At 62.1% G+C, this 14,422-nt stretch carries 14 protein-coding genes; 10 read left to right on the forward strand and 4 right to left on the reverse strand.

What is annotated here, in order from left to right; translation table 11 throughout:
- The first annotated feature begins 176 nt into the window (after positions 1-176).
- A complete protein-coding gene (locus ACFPB1_RS08145; protein ID WP_090640838.1) occupies positions 177-482 on the forward strand; it encodes a YunC family protein in 306 nt (101 codons plus the stop codon).
- Positions 483-575: 93 nt separating this feature from the next.
- On the opposite strand, the gene mtnA is transcribed toward ACFPB1_RS08145, so the two are convergent.
- Together mtnA and mtnK are read right to left on the reverse strand one after the other, a co-directional pair.
- The gene (mtnA, locus tag ACFPB1_RS08150; RefSeq protein WP_379223857.1) at positions 576-1,643 is read right to left on the reverse strand and encodes an S-methyl-5-thioribose-1-phosphate isomerase; all 1,068 of its coding nucleotides are present in this window, start codon (positions 1,641-1,643) and stop codon (positions 576-578) included.
- Between the two features lie 17 nt (positions 1,644-1,660).
- On the reverse strand, positions 1,661-2,881 hold the full coding sequence (gene mtnK / locus ACFPB1_RS08155) for an S-methyl-5-thioribose kinase (RefSeq protein WP_379223859.1): 1,221 nt from the start codon (positions 2,879-2,881) through the stop codon (positions 1,661-1,663).
- Between the two features lie 156 nt (positions 2,882-3,037).
- Between mtnK and ACFPB1_RS08160 the strand changes: the two genes are divergently transcribed.
- From ACFPB1_RS08160 to sufB, 6 genes are all read left to right on the forward strand, one after another.
- Positions 3,038-3,673 (forward strand): DUF1802 family protein, encoded by a 636-nt coding sequence (locus tag ACFPB1_RS08160; RefSeq protein ID WP_379223861.1) that lies wholly within the window; start codon positions 3,038-3,040, stop codon positions 3,671-3,673.
- Positions 3,674-3,831: 158 nt separating this feature from the next.
- The gene (sufC, locus tag ACFPB1_RS08165) at positions 3,832-4,611 is read left to right on the forward strand and encodes a Fe-S cluster assembly ATPase SufC (RefSeq protein ID WP_379223863.1); all 780 of its coding nucleotides are present in this window, start codon (positions 3,832-3,834) and stop codon (positions 4,609-4,611) included.
- A gap of 21 nt (positions 4,612-4,632) precedes the next feature.
- Positions 4,633-5,940, forward strand: coding sequence for a Fe-S cluster assembly protein SufD (gene sufD, locus ACFPB1_RS08170; protein WP_379223865.1), 1,308 nt, complete (start codon positions 4,633-4,635; stop codon positions 5,938-5,940).
- A complete protein-coding gene (locus ACFPB1_RS08175) occupies positions 5,937-7,163 on the forward strand; it encodes a cysteine desulfurase (protein ID WP_379223867.1) in 1,227 nt (408 codons plus the stop codon). Before sufD ends, ACFPB1_RS08175 begins: the two co-directional genes overlap by 4 nt.
- On the forward strand, positions 7,150-7,578 hold the full coding sequence (gene sufU / locus ACFPB1_RS08180) for a Fe-S cluster assembly sulfur transfer protein SufU (protein WP_379223870.1): 429 nt from the start codon (positions 7,150-7,152) through the stop codon (positions 7,576-7,578). Before ACFPB1_RS08175 ends, sufU begins: the two co-directional genes overlap by 14 nt.
- A gap of 68 nt (positions 7,579-7,646) precedes the next feature.
- Positions 7,647-9,044: a Fe-S cluster assembly protein SufB gene (gene sufB / locus ACFPB1_RS08185; RefSeq protein WP_379223872.1), complete on the forward strand. Its 1,398-nt coding sequence runs from the start codon at positions 7,647-7,649 to the stop codon at positions 9,042-9,044.
- Positions 9,045-9,172: 128 nt separating this feature from the next.
- On the opposite strand, the gene ACFPB1_RS08190 is transcribed toward sufB, so the two are convergent.
- Together ACFPB1_RS08190 and ACFPB1_RS08195 are read right to left on the reverse strand one after the other, a co-directional pair.
- Complete coding sequence (locus tag ACFPB1_RS08190) at positions 9,173-10,228, reverse strand: HD-GYP domain-containing protein (RefSeq protein ID WP_379223874.1); 1,056 nt, start codon at positions 10,226-10,228, stop codon at positions 9,173-9,175.
- A 149-nt stretch (positions 10,229-10,377) separates the two neighbouring features.
- Complete coding sequence (locus ACFPB1_RS08195; protein ID WP_379223876.1) at positions 10,378-11,124, reverse strand: molybdenum cofactor biosynthesis protein; 747 nt, start codon at positions 11,122-11,124, stop codon at positions 10,378-10,380.
- 112 nt (positions 11,125-11,236) lie between these two features.
- Between ACFPB1_RS08195 and moaA the strand changes: the two genes are divergently transcribed.
- From moaA to ACFPB1_RS08210, 3 genes are all read left to right on the forward strand, one after another.
- The gene (moaA, locus tag ACFPB1_RS08200) at positions 11,237-12,238 is read left to right on the forward strand and encodes a GTP 3',8-cyclase MoaA (protein ID WP_379223879.1); all 1,002 of its coding nucleotides are present in this window, start codon (positions 11,237-11,239) and stop codon (positions 12,236-12,238) included.
- Between the two features lie 125 nt (positions 12,239-12,363).
- Positions 12,364-12,846 (forward strand): hypothetical protein, encoded by a 483-nt coding sequence (locus tag ACFPB1_RS08205; RefSeq protein WP_379223881.1) that lies wholly within the window; start codon positions 12,364-12,366, stop codon positions 12,844-12,846.
- Positions 12,847-12,875: 29 nt separating this feature from the next.
- Entirely contained in the window at positions 12,876-14,318 is a 1,443-nt protein-coding gene (locus tag ACFPB1_RS08210; protein ID WP_379223883.1) for a bifunctional metallophosphatase/5'-nucleotidase, read from the forward strand.
- Positions 14,319-14,422 lie beyond the last annotated feature (104 nt).

The following is a 14,422-nucleotide window of genomic DNA, read 5'->3' on the forward strand; positions in this document are numbered from 1 at the left end:
ACCCTAATCATACCACTAAAGACCCGGTTTATGTAGTCCTAATTGCCGCGCGGACGTGCCGCGATGAAGGCGCAAAGACCGTGCAAATGGCCAACACTCCGCGCCGCGGCGCCGCATATAGTGAAGAAGCGATTCAGGAAGGTAATGCTGGTGCATCGCGGGAGGAGGTGGCTCGGATGATGCGAATGGTACCTATTCCGCTTGCGGACGGCAGCACGGCGCTCGGCGTCGAAGTGCTCCTGCCGAAGACGACGCTGCTCGCCGTGACGACGGATAAAGGCTATATTATGTGCGGGGCGCTCGACGTCGCGCTGCTGAACGACCGGTTGAAGGACCGGGGCATTATCGCCGGCCGTGCGGTTGGCGTCAGAACGCTGGAGGAATTGATGGAAGCGCCGCTCGAATCGGTAACGGGGAAAGCGGAATCGCTCGGCATTACGGTAGGCATGAAAGGGGCGGACGCCCTGCTCTTGATGGTATAAATCAGACCGCAAAGCCGCACGCGGGCACACGAAATCAGGCAGCCCGGCACGAAGGGATCTCGTGCCGGGCTGCCTTTTTGCGTTTCAAGCGAATCAGACGTTGTCGAACAGCTTCTTCAGATTGACGTCGAACGGCGGGCGAACGATGCCTTTCTCGGTGATGATCGCGGTCACGTATTCGTGCGGCGTGACGTCGAACGCGGGATTGAACACCTTCACGCCCACCGGCGCCGTACGTTTGCCGAAGCCTTCCGTAATCTCTTCCGGGCTGCGCTCCTCGATCGGAATTTCGGCGCCGGACGGCGTGTTCAGGTCGATCGTCGACAGCGGGCAGGCGACGTAGAACGGAATGCCGTGCGCTTTGGCAAGCACGGCTACGCTGTACGTGCCGATCTTGTTGGCGACGTCGCCGTTGGCCGCGACGCGGTCCGTGCCGACGATGACGGCATCCACCCAGCCCTTGCTCATGACCATGCCGGCCATGTTGTCGCAGATCAGCGTCACGTCGACGCCGGCCTGCTGCAGCTCGAACGCGGTCAGCCGCGCTCCCTGCAGCACTGGCCGTGTCTCGTCCGCGAAGACGCGAAGCGCGATGCCCTGCTCCTGCGCGAGGTAGAACGGCGCGAGCGCCGTGCCGTATTTCGCCGTCGCGAGGCCCCCGGCGTTGCAGTGGGTCAGGACGCCCATGCCGTCCTCGAAGAGCGTCAGCGCATGCTCGCCGATGAGGCGGTTCGTCGCTTCGTCCTCGCTCTGGATGGCGATCGCTTCCTGCAGCAGCGCGTCCTCGCAGGCTGCGAGACCGGCTTCCGACGCGGCGAGCGCTTCGGCGCGCGCCTTCATGCGGTCGAGCGCCCAGAACAGGTTGACGGCCGTCGGGCGCGACGTCGCGAGGTAGGCGGCTGCTTCATGCACGGCTTGGAGCCAGGCAGGCTTGTCCGCGCCGGTCCCGCGGCTGCCGAGCACGACGCCGTAAGCGGCGGCGATGCCGATCGCCGGCGCGCCGCGGACCTTCAGATGGCGGATCGCTTCCCAGACATCCTCCTTGGAGACGAGCGGCAAATAAACGATCTCTTCGGGCAGCAGCCGCTGATCGAGCAGATCTAGCTGCGATCCGGACCAGATGACCGATTGTAAACCTTGGTAAGTCGTGGATTCAGTCATATCGTGTCTCCTTTTCCTTAAGCCCTCGCAGCCGACGAAGCCGATTGAACGGCGGCAATCGCCTGATGGATGGAAGCGGCGCCGCGGTTCAGCTTGATCAGTGATTTGCCGATTCGCAGGGCGAGCCGCTGGGCGCGCTCGCGCGCCGCCGCGTCCTCGAGCTTGTCGATGTCGGCGACGTGCGCGAGGCCGACGACGCGGCGCACCATTTTGCAGCCGGCGAAGCCGATCGCGTCCTGCAGCAGGCGGCGCATGTACGATTCCTTATAACCCGGCGCGGCGTTCGCCAGCCGGTCGACGCCGTGCTCGTTCCAGAGCGCGAGGAATTTCTCCTCGAACTGGGTCCAGATGTCGGCGACGGTTTCGAGCAGGTAGTCGCGGTACTGCTCGCGCTCCGCGTCGGACTTGTCCCAGCCTTCGCGGGAAGCGTAGTTCAGCAGCAGATTCGCGAGCACCGCGCCGATATCGAAGCCCATCGGGCCGTAGTACGCGAACTCGGGGTCGATGACCTTCGTCGATTCCGGCGTGATGAAGATGCTGCCCGTGTGCAGGTCACCGTGGAGCAGCGCCTGTGCGTGCGTCAGAAACTTCTCGCGGAGCAGGGCGACCTCCAGATGCAACTCGCCGTCGCGCCAGAGCGCCTGTGCTTCGTCGCGGATCGTCTCTTCGAAGCTGTTGGTGTCGGCGTTGCGGTACGGATCGTCGAAGATCAGGTCCTCCGTGATTTTGCACAGCTCGGGATTGGTGAAGCTGCGGGCGAGCAGCTTCTTGTCCTGCTGGTTGTGCCCGAGGTCGCTCGTGAAGAAGAGCGTGCGCGCCAGGAACGTCGAGATATGGCCGGCGAAGAGCGGGTACCGGCTGCCCTTCATCAAGCCTTGGCGCATGATGACGTGGTCGCTCAGGTCTTCCATGACCGTCAGCGCGAGCTCGGCATCGTACAGATAGACCGCCGGCACGAGGCCGGGCGCCAGCTTGCCTTCGAGGATGAGCGCTTCGCTCTCGATGCGCGCGCGGTCCAGCGTGAGCGGCCACGATTCGCCGACGACCTTGGCGTAAGGGAGCGCCTGCTTCATAATGATGCTGCGTCCCGCCGCGGGATCGGCGATGCGGAACACGAGATTCAGGTTGCCGTCCCCGATCTCGCGGCAAACCAGCTTCGCACCCGGCTCGAAAACGCCGTCCAGCTTGCGGGCGATTTCAACCGCTTCGGTTTCGTTTAAAGGATGATAAGCAGACATGAACTGTCCACCTCCGGATTTAGAGTAGGAGAGAAGTCCCGTCGCGTCGACGTTCGGACCCCAAATATGTATAGTATAGCGAAATTTTTTTCGCGTTGGAATACCCGCCTTTGTTATAATGATTCTAAACAGACCGAAACGAGGGTGAATCGAACGATGGACGGCATATTGGGAAGCACGGTGGAGAACGCGGAAGCGATGACGGAATTGAATGCGATCGAGACGGAGCCTTGCGCGGCGCTCAAGGAATGGGCCGTCGCGGTCAAGGCGCTTGCAGAGGGCAAGCAGATTATGGTGCTGCGCAAAGGCGGCATCTCGGAGGAGACGCGCGGCTTCCGGTTGAGATCGAAGCGCTTCTTCCTGCTTCCGGCCTACGAGCACCAGAAGCCGGAGCTGCTGAAGGAAGCGTACCGGGACGACCTGAAGGCGGTGCTGGCCGGCTGGACGCCGGGATCGCCGACGGTGGAGATCGCGGCTTACGCCGAAGCTGTAGACGATATCGAAATCTACGATCAGGAGACGGTGGACCGGCTGGCGAATTATCATATCTGGACGGATACATTTACCGAAGAGCGTCTAAAATGGAAAAGGAAGCAGCCGCTTCATCTCCTGCTTCTGCGCGTGTACCGGCTGGAGAAGCCGGTGACGCTGCCGATGCGGGACGCGTATACGGGCTGCAAGTCCTGGGTCGGGTTGGACGGAGTTCCGGAATTGACCGGCGGGCAAGCGGTGCTGAGCGATGAGGAATTCGCCCGCCAAGCGGCGGAAATCCGCGCGGCCGCGGTCCGGTAACGTTTGGCCCTGCCCCCTTGGGGGACTAGGGCCGATTGCTTTATACGAGCACATAGACTAATATATAATTGAGAATCATTGAGAATCAGTTTAGAGTGATTACAAAAGAGGAATTGTTTCAATATGAAACAACGGACTTTCGGAGGGAGCAGCATACCATGGCAACACATTTCAAGATCGACGACCTGAAGGCCGCCATCGAAGGCAAAGATATTTTGAAAGGCATCAACCTTGAGATCAAGGGCGGAGAAGTTCATGCCATCATGGGGCCGAACGGTACGGGCAAGAGTACGCTGGCGTCGGCGCTCATGGGTCATCCTAAATACGAAGTAACGGAAGGCGAAGTCGAGCTGGACGGCGAGAACCTGCTGGAGATGGCGGTCGACGAGCGCGCCCGCGCGGGCCTGTTCCTCGCGATGCAGTATCCGAGCGAAATTACCGGCGTCACGAACTCCGACTTCCTGCGCAGCGCCATCAACGCCCGCCGCGAGGAAGGCAAGGAAATTTCGCTGATTAAGTTCATCCGTCAGATGGAAGGCAAGATGAAGGAGCTCGAGATGAACCCTGAGTTCGCGCACCGCTACTTGAACGAAGGCTTCTCCGGCGGCGAGAAGAAACGGAACGAGATCCTTCAAATGATGATGCTGGATCCGAAAATCGTCGTCCTCGACGAAATCGACTCCGGCCTCGACATCGACGCGCTCAAAATCGTCGCGAACGGCGTGAACGCGATGCGTTCCGAAGACCGCGGCTTCCTGATCATCACCCACTACCAGCGCCTGCTGAACTACATCAAACCGGATTTCGTTCACGTCATGATGCAGGGCCGCATCGTGAAGTCCGGCGGTCCCGAGCTGGCGGAGCGTCTGGAGAACGAAGGCTACGACTGGGTCAAGGAAGAACTCGGCATCGTGGACGAAACGGTCGGACAGGTTTAATTCGGAGAGGAGTTTTTGGAAATGAGCACACAACTATCGACTCCGGTAAACCGCCAAACCGTTTCGGCATTGTCCCAAAGCAAAGGCGAGCCGGCATGGCTTGAAGAGATTAGAACGAAGGGCGCCGAGCTGGCGGAAACGCTGGAATGGCCGACGCCCGAGAAAGTCCGCATCGGCCGCTGGAACCTGACGGCCGTCGGCGCGCATAAGCCGCAGGCCGCGATCGCGTCCGCGGAAGAGCTGCCCGAGGCGGTCCGCGAACTGGCCGGACAATCCCCGGCAGGCCTCGTCGTGCAGCGCAATTCCGCCAGCGTGCTCCGTCAGCTGTCGCCTGAGCTTGCGGCGAAAGGCGTCATATTCACGGATCTCGAAACCGCGGCGCGCGAGCACGGCGACCTGGTGCAGAAGTATCTGTTCCAAGCCGTTCCGCAGGACGAGAACAAGCTGACGGCGCTGCAATCGGCGATCTGGAACGGCGGGGTTTTCCTGTACGTGCCGAAGAACGTCGAAGTGGAGCTTCCGCTGCAGGCGCTGCTGTACAGCGACGACGCCGAAGCGGCTTTCGCGCCTCGCGTACTTGTCGTGGCTGACAATCACAGCCGCGTCACGTACGTCGACAACGTGGTCAGCACGTACGGCGAAGCCGCGAAGCCGGTCACGAAGCCGACGATCGTGGAAGTCATCGTCAAGCCGGGCGCGCACGTCCGCTACGCGACGGTTCACAATATGGACGGCAATCTGGTCGACCTGACCGTCCGCCGCGCCGTCGTCGAGAACGACGGCCGCGTCGAATGGGTCATCGGCGACCTGCATGACGGCCACACGCTGTCCGAGACGCAGTCGCTGCTGAAGGGCAACGGTTCATCGTCCGACGCGAAGGTCATCAGCATCGGCTCCAAGTCGCAGCAGATGAGCCTGACGACCGGCGCCGTCCATTTCGGGCGAAACACGGAGAGCGACATGGTGACCCGCGCGGTCATGAAGGACCAGGCGACGGCGATCATCAACGGCGTGACCAAGATCGAGAAGGGCGCGACGAAGTCGAACGGCCAGCAGACCGAGAAGGTGCTCATGCTGAGCCCGAAAGCGCGCGGCGACGCCAACCCGATCCTGCTGATCGACGAGGACGACGTCAAGGCGGGCCACGCGGCGAGCGTCGGCCAAGTCAATCCCGAACAAGTTTATTACCTGATGTCCCGCGGCATTTCGAAAAAGGATGCGGAGCGCCTCATCATCTACGGATTCCTGACGCCGGTCGTGACGGAAATACCGGTCGACGCGGTTCGGGAACAGCTCCAGCGTCTGCTGGAAAGGAAGCTTGAAGGATGAACGTGCATGCGATCAGAGAGCAATTTCCGATCCTGCATCAACAAGTGAACGGGCATCCGCTCGTTTATCTGGACAGCGCGGCGACTTCCCAGAAGCCGCGTTCCGTCATTGATGCGGTCGTTCGCTATTACGAGCGCGACAACGCCAACGTGCACCGCGGGGTTCACACCCTCGGCTCGCGCGCCACGGACGCGTACGAAGGCGCGCGCGAGAAGACAGCCAAGTTCCTGAACGCGGCCAGCCCGCAGGAAATCATCTTCACGCGCGGCACGACGACGGCGCTCAATCTCGTGGCGTCCAGCTACGCGAGAGCCGTCTGCGGCGAAGGCGACGAAATCGTCATTACGCAAATGGAGCACCACTCCAATCTCATCCCGTGGCAGCAGGTCGCGAAAGCGACGGGCGCCTCGCTCAAATACATTCCGCTGCAAAAGGACGGCTCCATCCGGCTCGAGGACGTCGAAGCGACGATCACGGACCGGACGAAGATCGTCTCGGTCATGTACGTGTCCAACGTGCTCGGCGTCATCAACCCGATCAAGGAAATCGCGGCGATCGCGCACAAGCGCGGCGCGGTCATGGTCGTCGACGGCGCGCAGAGCACGCCGCACATGAAGGTCGACGTTCGCGACCTGGACTGCGACTTCTACGCGTTCTCGGGCCACAAGATGTGCGCGCCGACCGGCATCGGCGCTCTGTACGGCAAGAAGGCGCTGCTCGAAGCGATGGAGCCGGTCGAATTCGGCGGCGAGATGATCGATCACGTCGACCTGTACGATTCGACGTGGAAGGAGCTGCCGTGGAAGTTCGAAGGCGGCACGCCGATCATCGCCGGGGCGGTCGGCCTCGGCGCGGCGATCGACTTCCTGAACGAAGTCGGGCTGGATAACATCCAGCGGCACGAGCACCAGCTCGCCGCCTATGCCTACGACCGTCTGAGCACGATTGAAGGCATCTCGATCTTCGGGCCGACGGAGAACCGCGTCGGTCTCGTGACGTTCAATCTCGAAGACGTACACCCGCACGACGTGGCGACGGTGCTGGACACGAAGGGCATCGCCGTCCGCGCGGGCCATCATTGCTGCCAGCCGCTTATGCGGTATCTGAATGTTTCGTCGACGGCTAGAGCAAGCTTCTATCTATACAATACCGAAGAGGACGTTGAACGGCTCGTTGACGGCCTCCAGCAGACAAAGGAGTTCTTCGGTTATGGAATTGGATGATCTGTACCGCAGAGTGATCATGGATCACTACAAGAACCCGCGCAACCGCGGGAGCTTGGACGACGACTCGCTGACGATCAACTTGAACAATCCCACCTGCGGCGACCGCATCACGCTGCAGCTGCAGGTGGAAGACGATATCGTGAAGCAGGCCAAATTCACCGGCGAAGGCTGCTCCATCAGCATGTCCTCGGCTTCCATGATGACGGAAGCCGTCAAGGGCAAGACGACGGAAGAGGCGCTGGCGCTGGCCGAGAAATTTTCTTCTTTTATCAAAGGCGAAATCGCGGAGTTCGACGAACTCGAGGATATCGAGGCGCTGTCCGGCGTCACGAAATTCCCGGCGCGTATCAAGTGCGCGACCCTGTCGTGGAACGCGCTGCGCAAGGGCATCGAGCACCGTCAGCAATTATAACGCGCCCCGGCGCGTATCATAGAAGTAAGACGCAGGACTTATGAATCAGGAAGAAGGAGGCCGTAACGATGGCGAAGCAAATGCCAGATTTGGAAGAATACAAATACGGATTTCGCGACGAGCATAAGGCGATTTTTGAATCCGGCAAAGGTTTGACGCCGGAGGTCGTGCGCACGATCTCGGAAATCAAGGGCGAGCCGGACTGGATGCTGGAATTCCGGCTGAAGGCGCTGGAGCAGTTCAACAAGATGCCGATGCCGAAATGGGGCGGCAACATGGACGATCTGGATTTCGACGATATCCAGTATTACGTCCGCCCGTCTGAGAAGCAAGGCAAGACATGGGAAGAGGTGCCGGCCGAGATCAAGGAAACGTTCGATAAGCTGGGCATTCCGGAAGCGGAGCAGAAGTTCCTCGCCGGCGTATCCGCGCAGTACGAATCCGAGGTCGTCTACCACAGCATGCAGGAAGATCTGGAGAAGCAGGGCGTCATCTTCACCGATACGGACACGGCGCTTCGCGAATATCCGGAAATCTTCAAGCAATATTTCGGCACGATCATTCCGCCGTCCGACAACAAGTTCGCGGCGCTGAACAGCGCGGTCTGGTCCGGCGGCAGCTTCATCTACGTGCCGAAGGGCGTCAAATGCGAAATTCCGCTGCAGGCGTACTTCCGGATCAACTCCGAAAACATGGGCCAATTCGAGCGCACGCTCATCGTGGCCGATGAAGACAGCTTCGTGCACTATGTCGAGGGCTGCACGGCGCCGATCTATAGCACGAACTCGCTGCACAGCGCGGTCGTCGAAATCCTCGTGCTGAAAAACGCGCGCTGCCGCTATACGACGATTCAGAACTGGGCGCCGAACATCTACAACCTCGTCACCAAGCGCGCCGTCGCGGAAGAGAACGCGACGATGGAGTGGGTCGACGGCAACATCGGCTCCAAGCTGACGATGAAATACCCGGCGGTCGTCCTGAAAGGCCGCGGCGCGAAAGGCATGGTGCTCTCCATCGCCGTCGCGGGCAAGGGCCAGCACCAGGATGCGGGCGCCAAGATGACGCACCTCGCGCCGGACACGACGTCCACGATCGTCTCCAAGTCGATCAGCAAGCACGGCGGCAAGGTGACGTACCGCGGCTTGGCGTCGTTCGGACGCAACTCCGAAGGTTCCAAGGCGAACATCAAGTGCGATACGCTCATTCTCGATAACCAGTCGACGTCGGACACGATTCCGTATAACGAAATCATGAACGACAACATCACGCTCGAGCACGAGGCGACGGTATCCAAGGTGTCTGAGGACCAGCTCTTCTACCTGATGAGCCGCGGTCTGACGGAAGCGGAAGCGACGCAAATGATCGTTATGGGCTTCATCGAGCCGTTCACGAAAGAGCTGCCGATGGAATATGCGGTCGAAATGAATCGTTTGATCAAATTCGAGATGGAAGGCTCGATCGGCTAACGTACCACGATCGCCGCATCGTCCCCGAACGAACGAAAAAACTCCGGGAAGGCTTCGCTGGAAGCTTTCCCGGAGTTTTTTGCGCTGCGCCGTGTTCGAGCGAGCCGAGCATGCGGATCGCTCGAACACTACATGAACACGTGCTTGACTTCGTAGTCGCGTTCGACCGCCAAATCCACGAAGCGTTCGCCCAGGCGGACGAGCGGCCGGAAATAGTCGGACGAGTGGGTCAGGACGATCGTGCCTGTCTCGCCGGATTCGAGCTCGACCCGCTTGCCGATGAAGTTCGGAATCATGTGGCGGATGAACGTATGCGTCGTCTCGGGATCAAGCTCGGCGAAGCTCATCCGGTAGAGCTCCTTCAGCACGTGCAGCAGGTCGCGCTTCTTCTGGTAGACGCGGGACGAGATCATCGCGCTGTAGACGTCGGCGACGGCGACGATCTTGGAGACGGGATGCATGGCGGAGCCGGGCAGGCAGTTCGGATAGCCGGTGCCGTCGATCCGTTCGTGATGCTCGAGCGCGACCGTGGCGGCGATCGATTCGCCGAACGACTCGCGGATGATGCGGTGGCCGAAGACGGTATGCTGCTTGATCGTCTCGAATTCGTCCTCGGACAGCTTGTCCGGCTTGTTCAGGATGTCGTCGCGAATCTGGCACTTGCCGATGTCGTGCAGGAAACCGGCTTGTCCGATCTTGACCGCCGCTTCTTCGCCGTACCCGAGCCAGGAAGCCAGATAGTACGAGAGCATGCCGACTTGAACGGAATGCTGGTACGTGTAATCGTCCTTCGTGTTCAGCAGCAGCAGCATCGAGACGACGTCCCGTTCCATCTTGAAGTTGTCGACGAGGGGCTGGAACGTCTGGACGACGTCGTCCTCGGCGATTTTGCCGTGCTGGAACGCTTCTTGGAACAGCTGCTCGCAGCCGTTGACCGCGTCCTGATAGACCGGACCTACGGTCGGCAGCCACTTGGGGTTCAATCCGGATTCGATCGTGCGGATCGCCGGCTCCTCCGCCGCTCTCGCCTCGATGTCAACGTAGTCGATCCGATGCTGGAACAGCTTCGCGATATCCGCCGCGTTCAGTTCCTTGCCCGCGGACAGCACGTGCAGGCCGTAGGCGTTAAAGGTATCGCCTATCAGTCTGTCTCCTTCTTGCAGCTCCGTCACATGAATATGCATGATCCACCTCTAAGCGGCCATAAAATGGGCAAGATAGTAGGCTATTGGCAGCGATTACCAAAAAATGGGCAATAAGGTCCTATATCGCAGCCGAGTACAAAGGCCTATATACCTTATCGGCACGATACCGCCGCTTGTTAAGCCGGGCCTTACGCTTCAGACGGACCTTGCGCCATCGGATTCCACGGACCTTGCTGATGCCCCTTCCATTCGGAGCCGTCCTCCCAAATTTCCCGCTTCCAGATCGGCACGATCTGCTTCAGACGCTCGATCGCGTACCGGCTCGCTTCGTAGCAGCCTTCCCGATGGGGGGAGGAGACGGCGATGACGACGCTGATCTCGGCGATGTCCGCGACGCCGGTCCGATGCCAAATGGCGCACATCGTGCCGGGCCAGCGTTCGGCGATTTCGTCGCCGATCTGCCGCAGCGTCTTGACGGCCATGGGCACGTAGGCTTCATACTCCAGGCGGACCGTCCGCTGGCCGTGCGTCCATTCCCGCGTCGTGCCCGTAAACGTCAGCGCTGCGCCGTTGTTCGGCACGATGACCTGCGCCGTGACGGCTTCCACCGACAAAGGCTCGGGCGTGACCCGGTACCGGGCGTCCGCGCCTCCGGCCGTTTCATCGGCGGCGGGCTCATCTTCGCCGCCCGACACGGGCGGGAGCAGCGCGAGTTCGTCGTCCGCCCGCACCGGCTCGCCGTCCGCCGCATAGGCCTGATTACGCGCCATGAACGACGCGGCGATCAGCTGAGCATGCGCCGGATAGCGCGCGGCGAGCGCGTCTTTGAGCTGTGCGACGGTCAGTTCGTCCGCGGTCAGCTCGAGCTCCGCGGAGGGGCCGCCGAGGCGGTCGGCCAGGCCGGCGAACAGCCGGACGTTCCATTTCACAGTCATGTCAAAAATCCTCTCGCTTCAAAGGGTAATGGTTCCCATAGCATACCATATCGGGTGCAAAAATGTTATGCTAGGAGGAGTAACGGAAGAATCGCAAAGGAGAGTGCGAGCCATGTCAGCGTTAACCGATCGATTCGGACGCGTCCACGATTATTTGCGCATTTCCGTGACGGACCGCTGTAATTTGCGCTGTCTGTATTGCATGCCGGAGGAAGGGGTGCAATTCGAGCCTTCGGAAAATCTGCTCGGATACGGCCATATCGCCGAAGTCGTGCGCGCCGGCGCCCGTCTCGGCATTTCGAAGCTGCGCATCACGGGCGGAGAGCCGCTCGTCCGGCCGGGATTGCCCGGACTGGTGCGGGAGCTGGCCTCCATCCCCGGCATCCAGGACATCTCGTTAACGACCAACGGCGTGCTGCTCGCGGATCAGGCGGAGGCGCTGCGGGCCGCGGGCCTGAAGCGGGTCAACATCAGCCTCGATACGCTGGATGCGGCGAGGTTCCGGTTCATCGCCCGGCGCGGGGAGCTGCGGCGCGTGCTGGAAGGCATCGAAGCCGCGGCGGACGCGGGCTTCGCGCCGATCAAGCTCAACTGCGTGCTGCTGAAGGGCGTCAACGAGGACGAAATCGCCGCGTTTCTGGATATGGCGGTCAAACGGCCGCTCCATGTCCGGTTCATCGAATATATGCCGATCGGCCATGCCGACGACAACTGGCGAAACCACTACCTGCCGCTGTCGCGTGTGCTGGAGATCGCCGGAGAGCTCGGCCTGGCCTACGAGCGGATCGGAGACGTCCTCGGCAACGGACCGTCCGACGATTACCGCATCCGGGGCGGAGCGGGCACGTTCGGGCTGATCCACCCCGTGAGCGACCAGTTCTGCACGCGGTGCAACCGGCTGCGGCTGACGGCGGACGGCAATTTGCAGCCCTGCCTGTACTGGGTGGATGAGCTGAATGTGAAGCCGGCGCTGGGGAGTCCGGAAGAGCTGGAGAAGCTGTTCCTGAAGGCGCTGGCGATCAAGCCGCGCAACCACGAGATGGCCGCCAAGCTGGCGGACGAAGCGCAGTCCCACGAGCCGACGGCGCGCCGGATGTCCCAGATCGGCGGCTGACCGCGGGCGAGCCGGCGGCAAGCGCGAGGGACGGCGGCCCATGAAGCCGCCCTATTAAGAATGAACATGAATTCAAGGTCGAACCAGCAAGCAGCAACTACGGGACGGACGGAGAGGATAAACCGATGACGCAGCAGCAGCAACGGATTGCCGTGCATGACGGAAACCGGGAGCCGGTCTTTTTGTCGCCGGAAGAGATGGCCGTCATGGCGGGCGCCGTCTTTCCGCTGGCCGAGCGCGTGAACGGCGCCGCCGGCGAGGCGTTCGATTTCGGAGCCTGGTTCGCCCGGTTCCGGGAGCGGGAGAGCGCAGCCGGTCTCGGCGAGCCGCTGCCGACACACCTGAAGCTCGAGGGCGCCGACGCGTTCGAAGCCGTCATCCCGTGGGAACAGCTGGCGGACGCGGCGGTGCAGTTCGCCCTCGCCGGGTCGCCCCTGCCGAAGAACGGGCCGATCCGGCTCTACGTTCCGAACGGGTCGAGCGAATGCCTGAACGTCAAGAGCATCGTCGCCTGCCGGTTCCTGCGCGACGAAGCGCGGCGCGGCGAAGCGTCGTACGGGTTCAAGCGGACGTTCTCGGCGGACGACTTGCGAATCAAGAAGCCATAACCAACGCCGCACAGAACCGGGAGGCAGTCATGAAGGAATCGGCAACGAAAGCGCCTGACGTCGTGCTGCTTCACAGCAACGACATCCACAGCAGGCTGGAGCAGGCGGCCAAGATCGCGGCTTACATCGAGAAAACGCGGCGCGAGTACGGGAACGACCATGTGCTGGTCCTCGATATCGGGGATCACATGGACCGCATGCGGGTCGAGACGGAAGCGAGCGACGGCCTGGCGAATGTCGAGCTGCTGAACGCGGCCGGCTACGACGCCGCGACGCTCGGCAACAACGAAGGCTTGACCTTCACGCCGGAGCAGCTGGACGAAGCGTTCGGCGAGCGGGCGAAATTCCGGACGGTGTGCGCGAACTTGTTCCGGAGCGAGGACGGCGGCCGGCCGGCCTGGATGCTGCCGCGGACGGTGATCGAGAAGGCCGGCATCCGCTTCGGCCTCGTCGGCGCGACCGCGGCGTTCGCGCAGTTTTACGCGCTGCTGGGCTGGGACGCGTCCGACCCGCTCCAAGCGGTGGCCGAGCAGGTCGAGGCGGTGCGGCCCGAGGCGGACGTGGTGATCGTCCTGTCGCACGCCGGGCTGCCGTTCGACCGGCGGCTGGCCGAGACGGTGCCGGGCATCGACGTCATTCTGGGCGGGCATACGCATCATCTGCTGGAAGAGCCCGAGCTTGTCGCCGGAACGTACCTGTGCGCGGCCGGCAAATACGGGGATTACGTCGGGCGGGTGGACATCCGCTACGACGCAGGGACGGGCCGCGTGGCGGTCGAAGCCGGCTGCGTGCCGATGGCCGCCTATCCCGAGGACCCGGCCGCGAGCGCCGTCATCGGCGGCTTCCTCGCGGATAGCGGGCCGCGGCTCGCCCGCGTCGTCGCCGATCTGCCGGCGCCGCTTCCCGCGGTTTACGGGCAGGAGTCGCCGCTTCCGAATCTGCTGGCCACCGGCCTGCGCCGCTGGACGGGAGCCGAGATCGGCCTCGTGAACGCGGGCCAGCTGCTGGGCGGCCTGGCCGCAGGCGGCGTGACGGCCGGCGATCTGCACGCCCTGTGCCCGTCGCCGATCAATCCGTGCCGCCTGACGCTGACGGGCCGCGACATCCGCGCGAGCCTGGAAGAAGCGCTGCTGCCCGACTATATCGAGAAGCCGATCCGCGGCTTCGGCTTCCGGGGGCTCTTCCTGGGGACGCTCGCGGTGGACGGGCTCGAAATCCGGTATGACCCCGCCGGACCGCCGGGCGCCAGGATCGCTTCCGTCGCCGTGAACGGGGAACCGCTCGACGACGACCGCGCGTACGCGGTTGGGACGATCGACATGTTTACCTTTGGCGTCGGCTATGAGAAAATCAAGAACGGCACGGACGTCGCGTATTTTCTGCCCGAATTCATTCGCGACGTTCTGGAGCGGGAGCTGCAGGACGGCGAGTCCGTCGCGGGCAGCTTCCGGACGCGCTGGTCAGCGATATAGACCGCGCGGATCGATGCAAGCGGCGAAAGCGCGCCGTCTTCCCAAGGGCGCCGCGCTTTACGCAAATCGTCAGGCAGGAATCCGGCAATAACAGTTTCAGGAGG

It is taken from the genome of Paenibacillus sp. GCM10023250 (assembly GCF_042653205.1).
In the GTDB taxonomy this organism is placed as follows: Bacteria; Bacillota; Bacilli; order Paenibacillales; family Paenibacillaceae; genus Paenibacillus_Z.